Raw genomic sequence first — 14545 nt, 5'->3', positions numbered from 1 at the left:
CGCACCCGTCCTAAGACAGCCCCATGTCCGGGAGAGAAAAATTGGCTGCCAAAGCGCCCGCTAAATCCAAAAACGCGTCGAAGAAGAAGCCGCGCTATCTCGAATTGGCCGATGAATTGCGCGAAGCGGTGCTGCGCGGTGACTATCCCGATCCCGGTGATTTTCCCACCGAATCCGTTTTGTGCAAAAAATATGATGTCAGCCGCTTCACCGTGCGGGAGGCCTTGCGCAAACTGACCGCCGAAGGCCTGATTACACGCAAGCGCGGCTCCGGAACGGTAGTACAGCCGGCGACGGCCCGCGCCGGTGCGCTGCACCAACCGCTGAGCAACGTCGGCGAGATTTTGCAATATGCCCGCGACACCACCATTGCCTTTGAAAAGAAAAAAGCAGGTGCCATTCCCAAAGATGTTGTGGAACAGATTGGCGCCAAGGCTGATGGCGACTGGTTCGCCTTTCGCGGCAAACGGATGAAGCCCGGCAGAAAACGGCCGATTGCGGTGACCGAGGCCTGGGTCCACCCCGAACTGGCCGACGCTGTCGCGCAGATCGACGTCAACGCCACGACCCTGTTCGGGCAGATTGAAACGCTGGGGGAAGTCAGTGTCGCCCGGGTAACGCAGGATATCCAAGCGATTAAGGGCACCAAAGACATTCTCTCTGAGCTTGGCCTGGAAAAAGGCGATCCGGTGCTGCGCATCTTGCGCTGCTATTTTGACGAAAGCGACCGGATGTTCGAAATTTCGGCGAGCTATCATCCCGGCGAACGTTTCGCCTATTCGATGCATATAGAGGTGGACTAGAGCCGGCATCATTGCGGTTCATCCAGGGTCGGCGCATCTTTCGCCTGCCAATCAGTTTCCGATGCAAAGCGGAAAGACGGGCCGATTTGATGGCTGCCATGCGCTTCAATAAGCAAGCCACGTTCACGCAGAAAATCCTGATCGAGCGCCTCACGAAAATCGAGAACGGGGGAGAAGGCGACGTCCTTGTCAGCAAACCACGCGACCCATTGATCGCGCGTTCTGGTCGCGAAAGTTTCCCGCAGGAATGCAACCAATGGTGCTTGCCCGTCGCCCGGCTCCGCTTCGGCAAGCGGTAACAGGTCCAGCCGGTCAAGCGCGGTCAGAAGGTTGCGCGCAAATTTAACCTCGCGCGCGCCCAGCACGACATGCTTGTCATCTGCAGTTTTATAGACATTGTAGAAAGCCGCGCCGCCCAGTGAGCGCTGCGATTGCGAACTAGGGGATGCGCCGCCGACAATGGCTGATCCGGCAATATGAGCGCACCAGGGCAGCATGGAGTCAAACATCGCAATGTCGATATAGTCGCCCTCGCTTGACTTCTCGCGCCCGATCAGCGCCATCAGCACCGCCGACAATCCATTGAGACCTGCGGCCATATCCGCCGAAGGCACACCGGGCACCACCGGTGTCGCATCTGCACCGTCATTGACCGACAGGAAACCGGACAAGGCCTGGACCGCCAGATCATGCGCCGGGTGATGCGCCATTTCACCTTCCTGCCCGAAGGCCGAAATTGAACAATAGACGATGCGCGGGAAACGCGCCGACACAGTGTCATAGTCAAAACCCAGCCGCTTCATCACGCCGGGGCGAAAGCCTTCTATCATCACGTCGGCATCGGCCAGCAGCTCCCAGAGCTGCGCCCGCCCTTCATCGGATTTCAGATCAAGCGCCAACGCCCGCTTGCCCCGATTGAGATTACGGAACCAGACCGACTGGCCTGCCTCCAACGGCTCCATTTCCCGTGCCGGATCACCCGTGGGCGGCTCCACCTTGATCACCTCTGCGCCATGGTCGGCCATCATCATGCTGAGCATCGGGCCCGGCAGAAAAAGCGAGAGGTCAACGACCTTGATACCCGTCAGTTTGGCCATAAGACGCTCAGACTATCCCTTTCGCACGCAGATCGGCAATCATATCCGTATCATAACCAGCTTCGGCCAGGACTGCATCACTATCCGCCCCAAGCAAAGGCCCTGCCCGGTTCGGCAATCGCTCGCCATTCAGTTTGATCGGGCTGGACAGCACATTCATGTCCGCACGGTCCGGATGGCTGACCGTGTCCCGCATGCCGATGGTTTGCAGCCATGGACTGTCCAGCGCCTGATCCAGACCATAGACCGGCGCAATCGGCATCAACCCCTGCAACAAATCCAGCCAGTAGGCTACGGGGTGCGGCGCGAATATATCACTCAAAACGTCCGACAAAGCTGCACGGTTGGTCAGGCGGTTGGCCGCTGTATCGAAGCGCGGATCTGTCATCAGTTCCTCATGGCCAATACGCTCGCATAATATCGTCCAGAATTTTGGCAGCTGCGCCATGACGAACATCCAGCCATCGGCGGCCTTGAACATCTGGCTGGGCGTGGCGGACGGATGCGCGCCAAAGGGGGCACGGCCCGTCACATCATCTTCATTCATGTACCAGAGCGCGGGATAGCTGGTCTGGTGCACCGCGGCGGACAGGAGATCCACGTCGACATCACAGCCTTCACCGGACCGCTGGGAATCTAGTAAGGCGGCGAGCAAGCCAACGGCCGCCATCGTGCCAGTCATGAAATCGACCATCGACAGGCCAAAGCGTACGGGCGGCCCATCAGGCTCACCGGTCAGCGCACAAAAACCAGCCTCGGCCTGCATCAGATAATCATAGCCCGGCCATTTCGACCGCTCGTTACCGCGCCCATAAGCGGAAATATGGGCACAGACAATCGCCGGATTGACCACTTTCAGCGCGTCATAGTTCAGCCCGACCTTGTCCGGCACATCTCCACGCAGATTATTCGCAACGACATGTGCGTCTTTAGCGAGTGTGTGCAGCACTTGCTGCCCCTCGTCAGTCCGCAGATCGAGAGTCAGCGAGCGCTTGTTCAGGTTGAAGCTCTGAAAATAGAGACTTTCCTGTTCGCGCAGCCAATGCGGCCCGACATGGCGCGCTGTATCGCCGCCTTTTGGTGGCTCGATCTTGATAACATCGGCACCCATCTGCGCCAGAAACATAGTGCCGTAAGGACCGGCCCCATATTGCTCGGCAGAAAGGACACGAAAGCCTTTCAGCGGTTGCCTGGCCTCGCTCACGCAGGGTTCCTTTTCACCCATTGTTTGGAAATAATCATCCGCTGCATTTCATTGGTCCCCTCTCCAATACACATCAGCAAAGAATCGCGATAATAGCGTTCAATCTCATATTCCTTGGAATAGGCATAGCCGCCATGAACACGCATGGATTCTTCTGAATTGCGCACCGCCGCTTCGGAGGCAAAATATTTCGCCATGCCGGCTTCCAGATCGCAGCGCTCGCCGCGGTCATAGGCTTCCGCCGCATCGAGGGTCAGCAAACGCGCCGCCCGGGCCCGCGTGACCATTTCGCCCAGTTTCAGCTGGATCGCCTGATGCTCGGATATCGGCTTGCCCATGGTCTCGCGCAGCTGCGCATATTCGGTTGCTAGCCGGAGAGAACCCTCGGCGAGACCAACGCCCCGAGCGGCAACATTGATGCGGCCCAGCTCCAGACCACCAGTGGCCTGAAAGAAGCCCTGCCCTTCAACGCCGCCGATCAGATTTTCCGCCGGAATGCGATAGTTATCGAAAACCAGCTCGGCGCTGTCGATACTGTTATAGCCAAGCTTTTTAAACTTTTTGCCAACCGTAAAGCCCTCGCCCTTGGGCGCAATCATAAGGCTCATGCCTTTATAACGCGGGTCAGCCTTGGGATCGGTTTTAACGAGCAGCGCAAAACAGCTGCCATTGATACCATTGGAAATCCAGGTCTTTGTTCCGTTGATGACATATTCATCGCCGTCCCGGATCGCAGTGGTGCGGATTGCCTGCAAATCCGTACCCGCATTGGGCTCGGTCAGCGCCAGACCACCGCGGATCTCGCCGCTGGCAAATTTGGGCAGCCATTTGGCTTTCTGCTCCGCAGTGCCAAAACGCTCGACCGCGCAGGCCATGATCAGATGCGAATTGAAAATGCCGGTGATCGCCATCCAGTGCGAGGCAATTTCCGCGACGATCTTTGCATAGCTGGTCGCAGGCAGGCCAAGACCGCCATATTCCTGACCAATGGTCGCGCCGAACAGGCCCATGTCGGCCATTTCACCGACCAACTCTTCCGGCCATTTATCCTCATGATCATGTTCCATGACCACAGGCTTCACCGACCGGTTGATCCATTTCTGGATCGCGTCCATGAAAGCCTGTTCTTCTTCCGGGTCAATCATATGCTGTGCATTATCAATTGCCGTTGCCATTTTTGTTGCTCCTGATGTCTTAAATTCGGGGTTCCCTCCCCCTTCTTATTTAATCGTCCGCACCGCCAAAGCCGCGTTTCCAGATCAGCATGGTGCGTTCAAATGTGCACACAACTTTATCGTCCTGATTCTTGCCAATCGTCTTGATCGTCACAATGCCCTGTTCCGGACGCGAAGAGGATTCGCGTTTTTCCAGCACTTCACTTTCCGCATAAAGTGTGTCGCCGGGAAAGAGCGGGTGGGTCAGGCGGATCTTGTCCCAGCCGAGATTGGCCACCGCTTTCTGGCTGGTATCCGAAACGCTCATCCCGACCATCAACGCGACAGTCAGCGGAGAGCAGACCAGCGGCTTTTCAAATTCGGTTTTCTTGGCAAATTCATAATCGAAATGCGCCGGATGCGTGTTCATTGTCAGCAAGGTAAAATGCACATTGTCAGTATCGGTAATCGTCCGGCCGGGACGATGCTCGTAAATATGACCAACTTCAAAATCCTCAAAATAGCGTCCGAATGTCTCACGAAAACGCCCCGGGCTAACTTCAATCACTCCATCACGCATATATTTGTCCTTGTTTATTAAACATTTTGATCAATGGTCCTGTCAGGCCGCAGCAACGATATGCCGGTATCGTTGCATGACCGGTGCCTCAAGCATACGCCCATTATGGCTAATCGCTTTACCGCCCGCTGCGTCAAATGCATTTATTGCGTCTATCGCCTCGGCCACTTCAGCTTCCGTCGGTTTCATTGCCTTGGCAATGGCGGCGATCTGCTTCGGATGGACCGCAGCTTTGGCATGGAAGCCCATTGCCTTTGCCTTGCGGCATTCTTCCTCCAACCCGGTTTCATTGCCCATATCAATATAGGGCACATCTATGGCGGCCACACCGGCTGAGGCACAGCAGAGAATAAAGGCTCCACGCGCGGCGAGCAGCGGTTCCCATTCCAGCTTTGTGCCCAGTTCAGCAGAGAAGTCTCCGCCGCCAAACATCATACCGGTGACCCCGGCACTTGCCGCCAACATATCGCCAGCGCGCAAGCCCCTGACGGTCTCAATCAAAGGAACCAGCCCATCAACGCGATCACCCAAAATACTATGCGCTATTTCAATTTCCGCCGCGCTTTCGACCATCGGCAAGAAAATCAGTGAGGGAAGCCGATCCGAGGCGGATAGTGCAAGCAAGTCTGCAAGACCCGCTTCTGTCTTGAGGCCGTTGATTCGGACCGCTGTTTTCGATCGGTCGAGTGCTTTTAGCGCGTCCAATACAGATTCGCGGGCGCTATCTTTCTGATCCGTCGGCACCGAATCTTCCAGATCAATACAGATCAGGTCAGCACCGCTATTGGCTGCTTTTTCAAAGCGTTCGGGCCGATTGGCGGGCACAAAAAGAAAGTTGGTAAAACCGGTCATAGGGTCCATTATCATGTTCGATCAATATTACCTCTTCACAATTTGTCCGGACAAATCTAAAGTCAACCAGAAAGTGAAATTAATTGCATGATCACTCGACATGATTTTTAGGGAGAAGCGTGAAATGAATCGATTTTTTAAGCAAACAGCTCTGGCGACGATGGTGGCCTCTTTTGCTTTGGCCAGCCCTTCTGCGGCGCGGACGCTCGATCCGAAAAAACCTGAAGATGCCCTGGAAATCATGAAGCGGACACAATGTGGTACTGCGGATGGTGTGCCTGCCGTTTATCATTGGTCCGGTAAAGTCTATTCCCGGGTTCAAGGGGAGCCAGATCGGCACCTGTATAATGGTGAAGGCATGAATATCCGGCAATGTGTCCGGATCGAAGATCCCAAACGCGGTGTCGGTTACCGGCAAGTCAGCCGCGAGGTGATGTTCTATCTCGACCCCAAGACCAACGAGATACTCCGCACCTGGGACAATCCATGGACGGGCGAGACGGTTAAGGTCATGCAAATCGCCAATGATCCTGTAAACAGCCGTCCCAACTATCCCTATCGCGCCGATGGTACGCCATTTTCACTGCCCAATATCCGGCAGCAGGGCAATTGGATGTTCATGCCAATCGAAGTGCCGCTCTTCTATCACAATGTTCTGGCGGGCGATTATCAGGATTATGTCGGCAACAAATATCATGCGATGGAGATTTTCGACTTCACCATGCTCGCTGATGAGATACTCGATACCAAAAATCCGACCGCCTATCCGTCAATCAGTTGGGTCCGGATTTCAGACTGGATGCCATGGATGAAAATGCGCGGACGGCAGGGACAGATGGTCTTTAACGCCATGGGTGCGAAGCTGAAAAGCTATGACGAACTGCCCGATGTGATCAAGGATGAGATTGCGCTTAACTATCCCGAATATACGGCGCCACCACCTGGTGATGATCCGCGCAAGAATGAAACGACCTGGACCGTATTCAAGAAAATGATTGATGCGGAACGGGCGGCGGAAAAAGACAAGAAATAACCCTAGCCATCAGAGTTTTCTCCCTGGGGGTCGACCGTAATGGTCGGCCTCTTTTTTTTGCCCTAAAACGGCTTGATATTGCCCAGAAATGCTGTGGCGAGCAGCAACAGATAAACAATCCACACCCAGATCCGCGTGGTATCCATTGTCTTGCGCAGCGGTATCTCGGTCTCGTCCGAAGATCCTTCCGCGATCAACTTGCCAAGTTGTGGCCCGACCGGCTTGAACGCAACATCAATCATGATAGCTGCAGCGAAAATCAGGCCGAACATCAGCGCCTTGGTCGCCAGCCATACCGGGATCAATGGCTCTCCCTGCACCAGCGAAAGGACACCCAAGCCAATATAGAACAGGGTCAACCCGATTTTCAGAATAAACTCGATTTTCCTGTCGCGCGCGGCGCGCTCGGTCTGGTCATGGATATGCGCATCCCAGACGAGCCACAGCCAGACAGCACCAACCACCCAGGAGAGCATCACACCCCAGATCGGCACATCCCACCAGCCGCCGGCATCGACCATTGTGATGGTCAGCGGCACCATCAAGGCCCAGGCGGTGCGTGGCGTCATATCGAGATTGACGAGCAGTTGTAGCAAGACCAATCGCTGCGGAAGATCATATTTCTCCCGCTTGCGAAAATGCTGACCAAGCATGAAAACGCCCACATCAGCACCCAACCAAAGCACGAACAAGATGGTGTGGATGAAGACCAACAACTGGTAGAAAGAAATGTTGATGAGTTCTGCCATTGTGCCGCCCCCGATAATTATGTGGTCGGCACCATGATCATATATGTCCGGACAAATTGCAATGGCTATGTCAGTCAGTCACCCGATGTTCATCACATAAGGTCCGCTTGAACAACTGCCCATCCTTGAACCAATGCCATGTTCGTGCGCGGTGATTTCCATCGTCGCCAAGGCAGATGATTTCATAGAAATTGGCGCCGGGATCATCCTTGCGATTGAGGTTCAGGAGGATCAAACCGAAATCCGTTTCCCAGCCGCAGCCATCGAAATATTCATTATCCCACCACAGCTTACCATCCCTAAGTACGCCGTTCAGCGTTGAACGATATTCTCGGCCATCATCCCACTGGAACAGGTTTTTCTGAATATAAGCATAGGGACCTTCATGCGGAAAAATACATTCGACGCGGGCCTTGTGTTGATCGACCAGCTGATTGTCGCTGTCCACATGGCGATAGAGCCCAGTCCAAATACCTTCATGCTTCATCATGCCAGGCATGATGTCCGTCAGTATCGCCTTACTCGCAACAGCCACCGTCAAATATCCCTTTGCTCCAAACCGATTTGGCTTCCGTTAGGGGACATGCTAGTGACCAGCCAACAACCGATATCGGTTTTTGCACAGCTATTAATTGTGATAGCCATGTGGCATGGGAGCGATCATGAACCAACCAGACCTGCGTCAGCGCTTTATTAAACCGTCCATGGACCCCCAAAAGTTGCAGCATTTCCTTTCTGTTTATGACACGGGCAGTTTTTCGCGCGCCGCGAGCAACAATAATGTCAGCCAGCAAGCGGTTTCCAAAAGCGTCGCGAAACTCGAGGAAACCCTTGCTGTCAGGCTATTTGAGCGGGGGGCATTTGGTGCGGAGCCGACGCAGTTCGGCCACGCCCTTGCCCGCCGAGCCAAGGTCATAACCGCTGAAAGCCGTCTCGCTGCTGCAGAAATCAGCGCCTTGCGTGGGGCTGACAAGGGCTATGTCCGGATTGGTCTGGGTTGGTCCTTCCTGACCCGTATCGCACCAATGGTTATCAATCGTTTCAGCGAAAAACAGCCGGGCGTAACGCTCAGCATTACATCGGGCGATACCAGATCGCTGTATGAAAAATTGCTCCGCGGCGAAGTGGAATTTGTTGCCAGCGCCCCTCCGACCGATCTGGAAATCGACAATGCGATTGAGACGGCTGAAATGTTCGAGGACCGCGATGTCATCATGATGCGGCGTGACCATCCACTGGCATCCAAGGCCGATGTAACGCTTGAAGACCTCTCGTCCCAGACCTGGCTTTTATCTATGCAGCTCCAGATGCAATGGCAGCGCATTTGCAATGTCTTCCTTGCTGCCGGCCTCTCCCCTCCAGCCAAATATGTCGACATGGATTCCGTTATTCTTGCGAAATCAACCTTGTTGCAAAGCGATGCGGTGATGCTTCTCGCCAAGGAATTGCTGGCAACAGAGGAAGAGCGCGCCCAATATCATATCATTGAAAAGACCGAATTCCCGATCGCGCGTACGGCCTATTTCGCCATCCGCCGCAATTCGGTCCTTCAGCCGGCCGCACAGAGTTTGAAAAACGAACTGGTTGCCGCCTGCCGCACCGTTATCGGGATGAACCAGCTGCGCGGTATCACTGTGGCGGAAAAACCATAGAAGTGGTGAAATACCATTTGGTTGTAGAAGCAGCCTAATTGGTTGTTAGCGTTTCCCCTATCAAGAAGACTAGCCAAGAGTCCTAAAATTTGTCTGGACAACTTGAATGCATATCAAGCATTCTCTTTACGTCTGGAACCAGGGAGACGAAAATGAGAACGCGCAAAGCAATCTATCGAAACACTGCCATTTTTGGACTGGCACTGGCGACCCTAGCTGCGGCGCCTGCCCATGCACAGCAAGGCGATCAGGCGGAAGCCGCAGAAACCAGTGACAATGTCATCATCGTGACCGCCCAGCGCCGCGAGCAAAGTATTCAGGATGTTCCGATCGCAATCTCCGCCTTTACCCCAAGGCAGCTGGACACGCTGGCAGTCAAGAAAACCATCGATCTGGTTGACACGCTGCCCAATCTTGTCGGCAGCAACAACACCTCGCTGGGTAGCGCCAATGTCTACTTCCTGCGCGGGCAAGGACAGGATGAATCCTTCCCGACCTTTGACCCTGCCGTTGGCACCTATGTCGATGAAATTTTCTATGCTCGCCAGAATGGCAATAATATCGCGTTGTTCGATGTTGAACGAACCGAAGTCCTGCGCGGACCGCAAGGCACGCTGTTCGGCAAGAACACAACCGGCGGTGCGATTAACGTCGTCCTGCGCAAACCCGGCGAGGAATTTGGCGGCTTTGCCGAAGCCAGCTATGGCCGGTTTGATGAAGTCACGCTGCGCGGTTCTGTCGACCTGCCGCTATCCGACCGTGTGCGCTTTCTGGTCAGCGGCTTTTATGTCGATGACAATGGTTGGCTTGAGAACACCGCGCTTGATCGCAAGATTAATGACCGCAACGCTTATGGCGGCCGCATTGCCATCGATATCGATCTCACCGATGATCTAAACTGGTATGTTGTCGGTGATTATATTCGCGACAGCGGCACAAACATCACCGGACGGGACATCAATCTCGATACCGATGCCGCAACCGGACCGGTTAGAACGTCCGGCAATTACGGTGACGTCGATCTGGTATCGACATCGATCCTGCCACTCGGGCTCGACGCTGTTTTCCCGGGCGCTGTATCCAAGGCAGATTATGGCAGCCTCACCAAATCCTACAACACATCTTCCAAACTAACCTATGAAATGGACAATGGCTCCATCGCGCTGATCATGGGTTATCGCAAGGTTGAGAATGACTTTCTCGTCAATTTCCCGCTGCCGCAGTTTGACGCGTTCATGCAATTTCCATCGCCTGCCAATCCGGCGCTCGATGACATTTTCATCATCGACAATATCGGCGACTTCAAACAATATTCGGCTGAGCTGAAATATAACGGCTCCCTGTTTGATGACTTCCTCAACCTGACTGCCGGTATATTCTATTTGAAGGAAGAAAACCGCAGTGACTTTGCTGCCTATTTTGCGGGCCCCACGCCGTCTCGCGACCGGATTATCGACAATGATACGGAAAATATTGCCGGTTACATTCAGGGTGATTTTGCACTGACAGATCAGATTACAGCAACCGCCGGTGTACGTTATACGGATGAGAAAAAGGATTTTCGTATCTCGGACAATCGCCCGGTTGGCGACATAACCGACCTGACAACAGCGAATATGATCGCGCTCGGTATTCCCATCGATCAGCGTGAAAAAGTCTGGACGCCGCGCTTTGCACTGCAATTTGAACCGAATGATGACCTGATGTTCTATGCTTCGGCGACCCGTGGTTTCCGCTCCGGCGGCTGGAATGCCCGCGTGAATACAGCATCAGGATTGCAACCATTTGGATCAGAGAAAGTCTGGTCCTATGAAGCGGGGACGCGCCTGAACTTCGGCCGTGATTTCTCCATTGCTGCAACCGCCTTCTATCTCGAAGCCAAAGACCTGCAAGTCAACACAGCCATTGCCCAAGGCGTGTTCGCCATCGGCAACGCCGGTAAATTGCTTAATACCGGTCTTGAGGTGGAGGCGTTTATCAGTCCGGTCCGGAACCTGAACCTCTATGCGGCCCTTGGACTTATGGACGCGCGCTATGAAGCCAGTCAGGCGGATATCGACGCCTGTACCCCGCCCAATGGAACGGTTTCCGTGTTCGATGTGAACTGCGAATTGATCGAGCCCAAACGCAGTCCGGATGCACAGATAACGCTGGGCGGATCTTATGATATTGAAATCGGTGAGGCGCTGATCAGCCCGCGCGGCAGCATTCGCATGGTGTCCGATCAGGAGGTCTCGACCCGCGGCGTTGGTCCGGCAGATGGTTATGTGCTGGTCAATGCAGGCATCGACTTCAAGCCCTTTGGTGACCAGTTGAACTTCGCCGTCGAATGTTCAAACTGTTTCAACAAGCGCTATCTGGTGGCATCCTTTGGCAACCAGGACACTTATTTCAACCAGCCGGGGCGCTGGACCATAAGAGCCACCTATAAATTTGGCGGCCGTGTTAACTAAGCCGATACCAACAATGGGGGAGAAGGCGGGTCAGCGATGGTCCGCCTTCTTTTTCTGGCGTATAAGTCAAATCAGACTATATAAAATATGTCCGGACAAATCATAGAGTCGCAGAGGGTGCATGACAGAACAAAAGACAAGCAATAATGAATTTGCAATGGGCTGGAAGGTCCTGCTTGCCGGTGTGCTTGGCGTTGCTTGCGGTGCATCACCGATACCGTTCAATGTCATCGGATTTACCGTCGAACCCTTAATTGCAGAATTTGGCTGGACCCGAACTCAGATATTATTCCCGATCACGATTTTCGGGATCATTGCCTCTTTACTCGCGCCATTTTTCGGATCGCTTGCGGATAAATATGGTGTGCGCAAGGTTGCCCTTTATTCGCTGCTTGCCTTTGGCCTGTCTTTTGCAGCAATTTCGTTCACGCCGACTGCGCAAGTCACATCCACCCTTTATATCTATTATGCCTTATGGGTCCTGGTTGGTCTGATCGGTATCGGTTCAACCCCGGTCAGCTGGAGCCGCGCAATCAATCTGTGGTTCTATAAAAACCGCGGCCTGGCGCTTGGTATCTTGCTGCTTGGCACCAGCCTCGCCGCAATTACCGTTCCCAAGCTTGCTGTATGGGCCATTGAAAATCATGGCTGGCGCGCGATGTTTGCTATCGTTGCGGCACTGCCGCTTTTTATCGCGCTTCCGCTTGGCTATTTTCTTTTCCGCGAACCCCGTCCCGAGGAGCGGCCCAAAGCGATATCGAGCGATAGCGGTACGCTAACCGGTGTGGCCTTACGAACGGCATTGAAAGACTATCGGTTCTGGTTGATCTGGCTGTCCATTGCGGTGATCGCAACGGCCTTTGGCGGTGCGTTTATCAACCTGCCGACAATGCTTTCCGATCGCGGTCTTGAACAACAGACGGCGGCCTCTGTTATGGGTGTACTGGGTATCGGAATATTGTCCGGGCGGATCATAACGGGCGCACTACTCGATCGGTTTTGGCAAGGTTTTGTAGCTTTTCCGCTGCTCTGCTTGCCCGCTATCTCCTGTTACGTTCTGCTTGGAGACAGCATTACCTTTCCCATGGCCGCCATGGCAGGCTTTTTACTCGGCTTTGCGGCCGGGGCGGAAAGCGATCTGATCGCCTATCTCACGGGCCGCTATTTCGGTATGGCCAATTATGGCAAGATTTACGGCATGCTCTACATGCCTTTCGGATTCTTCTCTGCTCTGTCGCCCATTATTTATGCCAGCATCCGTGATAATATGGGTAGCTATGATCCCATCTTGGGCGTCGCCATTTTCGCCTTCATAATCGGTGGCGGACTCCTCCTTTTCCTAGGTCGCTATCCGGAAAGTTTCCCGGAAACCGATACACCCCCCACAGAAAAACTAGCCACGGAGCCAAGCTGATGGCCACAAAAGCCAATCCAACAGCCATAGAATTTATCGCCGAAACCGGCGCCGAAGTCCTGACCGAATCTGAAACGCTGAACTTCTATGCGCATGATGTTTATCAGCGCGGTGCAGACCTATTGGCCGTGGTTCGCCCAAAGGACAAAGATGAATTGTCCGCAGCGATTGCCGCAACCACAGCGCAGAATATCCCAGTGATCCCGCGTGGTGGCGGGATGAGCTATACGGGCGGCTATACGACCGACAAGGCTGGTTCCGTGCTGTTTGATCTGGCTGCGATGGACCGCATCCTCGAGATTAACGAGACCGACATGACGGTCACTGTTGAAGCAGGCTGCACCTGGGCAAAGCTATATGAAACGCTGGCACCGAAAGGATTGCGCACGCCATTCTGGGGGACTCTCTCCGGGCTCAAGGCATCGATTGGCGGGGGGATGAGCCAGAACTGCCTGTTCTGGGGTTCTGGTCGCTATGGCACGGCGGCACAAAGCTGCATCGCCATGGAAGTCGTGCTCGCCGATGGTACGGTCCTGAAAACCGGCGCGAATTTTACTCGACCTTATGGACCGGATCTTACCGGACTTTTCCTGGCTGATACCGGCGCATTGGGTATGAAGGCGACGATCACTTTGCGGATGATCCCAGAAGCAGAGGCACATGGTTATGCCAGCTTTACCTTCGAAAAACATGAGGACATATTGGCAGCGATGGGGGCTATTGAACGCTCCGGTGTGTCAACGGAATGTTTCGGTTTTGACCCCAGCTTGAACGCTATCCGTATGCAGCGTGACAGCTTAGGCAGCGATGCCAAAGCGCTGGGTCAGATGATGAAGAAACAGGGCTCTGTCTGGGGCGCGCTCAAGGAAGGCGCAAAGGTTGTAGCAGCGGGCCGCGACTTTATGGACGAAGCGAAGTTCTCGCTCCATGTGCTGACCGAAGCACGCATACAAGCGGCGGCTGACGATGACCTAGAACGCGCGCGCAAAATCGCTTTGGATAATGGGGCGACCGAGACCGAGAATACCATTCCCAAAATTATTCGCGCCAATCCGTTTGGACCGCTGAACAGCATGCTCGGCCCGCAAGGCGAACGTTGGGCACCGGTACATGGTTTGCTACCCCATAGCCGAGCCATTGCCTGTTATGATGCGATCCTCGCGTTGTTTGAACAGCATCGCGAAGAGATGGACCAGCATGGCATTTTCACTGGCATATTAGTGTCGGCCGTTAGCGGGTCCGGTGCAATTATCGAACCTTGCCTCTACTGGCCCGATGCATCGAACCCGGTTCATGAGGCGACCATAGAATCGGCTCATTTCGCCAAGCTTCCGACACTGGACCGCAACAGTGCCGCATGGGAACTGACCCAAAAGCTGAAACAGGCACTGGTTGATCTGTTCCACGATCAGGGCGCAGCACATTTGCAGATCGGGAGAACCTATCGCTACCGCGATAGCCTCGATCCCGCGGCGGATAGCTTGCTGCAGGATTTGAAAAAAACCGTTGATCCAAAGGGGCTTATGAATCCGGGATCGCTCGGTCTATAGAACG

At 54.3% G+C, this 14545-nt stretch carries 13 protein-coding genes; 6 read left to right on the top strand and 7 right to left on the bottom strand.

Features of this window, described 5'->3' with window-relative positions; translation table 11 throughout:
* The first annotated feature begins 23 nt into the window (after positions 1-23).
* Positions 24-803: a GntR family transcriptional regulator gene (locus tag BS29_RS02390; RefSeq protein WP_229955631.1), complete on the top strand. Its 780-nt coding sequence runs from the start codon at positions 24-26 to the stop codon at positions 801-803.
* 8 nt (positions 804-811) lie between these two features.
* Here the strand turns inward: BS29_RS02390 and BS29_RS02385 are convergent, their stop codons facing one another.
* Genes BS29_RS02385 through BS29_RS02365 form a run of 5 tightly spaced genes read right to left on the bottom strand, consistent with a single transcriptional unit; the run spans position 812 to position 5699 of the window.
* Positions 812-1900: a CaiB/BaiF CoA transferase family protein gene (locus BS29_RS02385; RefSeq protein WP_229955630.1), complete on the bottom strand. Its 1089-nt coding sequence runs from the start codon at positions 1898-1900 to the stop codon at positions 812-814.
* 7 nt (positions 1901-1907) lie between these two features.
* Positions 1908-3104, bottom strand: coding sequence for a CaiB/BaiF CoA transferase family protein (locus BS29_RS02380; protein ID WP_229955629.1), 1197 nt, complete (start codon positions 3102-3104; stop codon positions 1908-1910).
* On the bottom strand, positions 3101-4279 hold the full coding sequence (locus BS29_RS02375; protein ID WP_229955628.1) for an acyl-CoA dehydrogenase family protein: 1179 nt from the start codon (positions 4277-4279) through the stop codon (positions 3101-3103). Before BS29_RS02375 ends, BS29_RS02380 begins: the two co-directional genes overlap by 4 nt.
* Before the next feature lie 49 nt (positions 4280-4328).
* Positions 4329-4838, bottom strand: a complete 510-nt coding sequence (locus BS29_RS02370) for a MaoC family dehydratase (RefSeq protein ID WP_109355237.1) — start codon at positions 4836-4838, stop codon at positions 4329-4331.
* A gap of 42 nt (positions 4839-4880) precedes the next feature.
* Complete coding sequence (locus tag BS29_RS02365; RefSeq protein ID WP_229955627.1) at positions 4881-5699, bottom strand: HpcH/HpaI aldolase/citrate lyase family protein; 819 nt, start codon at positions 5697-5699, stop codon at positions 4881-4883.
* Between the two features lie 115 nt (positions 5700-5814).
* Here BS29_RS02365 and BS29_RS02360 point away from each other — a divergent pair, with 115 nt between their 5' ends.
* Positions 5815-6723: a DUF1838 family protein gene (locus tag BS29_RS02360; RefSeq protein ID WP_229955626.1), complete on the top strand. Its 909-nt coding sequence runs from the start codon at positions 5815-5817 to the stop codon at positions 6721-6723.
* A gap of 62 nt (positions 6724-6785) precedes the next feature.
* Here the strand turns inward: BS29_RS02360 and BS29_RS02355 are convergent, their stop codons facing one another.
* Together BS29_RS02355 and BS29_RS02350 are read right to left on the bottom strand one after the other, a co-directional pair.
* The gene (locus tag BS29_RS02355; RefSeq protein ID WP_229955625.1) at positions 6786-7472 is read right to left on the bottom strand and encodes a hypothetical protein; all 687 of its coding nucleotides are present in this window, start codon (positions 7470-7472) and stop codon (positions 6786-6788) included.
* Positions 7473-7542: 70 nt separating this feature from the next.
* Positions 7543-8007: a fibroblast growth factor gene (locus BS29_RS02350; protein WP_229955624.1), complete on the bottom strand. Its 465-nt coding sequence runs from the start codon at positions 8005-8007 to the stop codon at positions 7543-7545.
* 127 nt (positions 8008-8134) lie between these two features.
* Here BS29_RS02350 and BS29_RS02345 point away from each other — a divergent pair, with 127 nt between their 5' ends.
* From BS29_RS02345 to BS29_RS02330, 4 genes are all read left to right on the top strand, one after another.
* Complete coding sequence (locus tag BS29_RS02345) at positions 8135-9124, top strand: LysR family transcriptional regulator (protein ID WP_229955623.1); 990 nt, start codon at positions 8135-8137, stop codon at positions 9122-9124.
* A gap of 152 nt (positions 9125-9276) precedes the next feature.
* Positions 9277-11577: a TonB-dependent receptor gene (locus BS29_RS02340; RefSeq protein ID WP_229955622.1), complete on the top strand. Its 2301-nt coding sequence runs from the start codon at positions 9277-9279 to the stop codon at positions 11575-11577.
* A gap of 121 nt (positions 11578-11698) precedes the next feature.
* A complete protein-coding gene (locus tag BS29_RS02335) occupies positions 11699-12991 on the top strand; it encodes an MFS transporter (protein ID WP_229955621.1) in 1293 nt (430 codons plus the stop codon).
* A complete protein-coding gene (locus tag BS29_RS02330) occupies positions 12991-14541 on the top strand; it encodes an FAD-binding oxidoreductase (protein WP_229955620.1) in 1551 nt (516 codons plus the stop codon). Before BS29_RS02335 ends, BS29_RS02330 begins: the two co-directional genes overlap by 1 nt.
* The last annotated feature ends 4 nt before the right edge of the window (positions 14542-14545 follow it).

This window comes from Parasphingorhabdus litoris DSM 22379 (assembly GCF_020906275.1).
In the GTDB taxonomy this organism is placed as follows: Bacteria; Pseudomonadota; Alphaproteobacteria; order Sphingomonadales; family Sphingomonadaceae; genus Parasphingorhabdus; species Parasphingorhabdus litoris.
The sequence above is the reverse complement of the archived record's forward strand: the minus strand, read 5'-3'. Positions and strand labels throughout refer to the sequence as shown.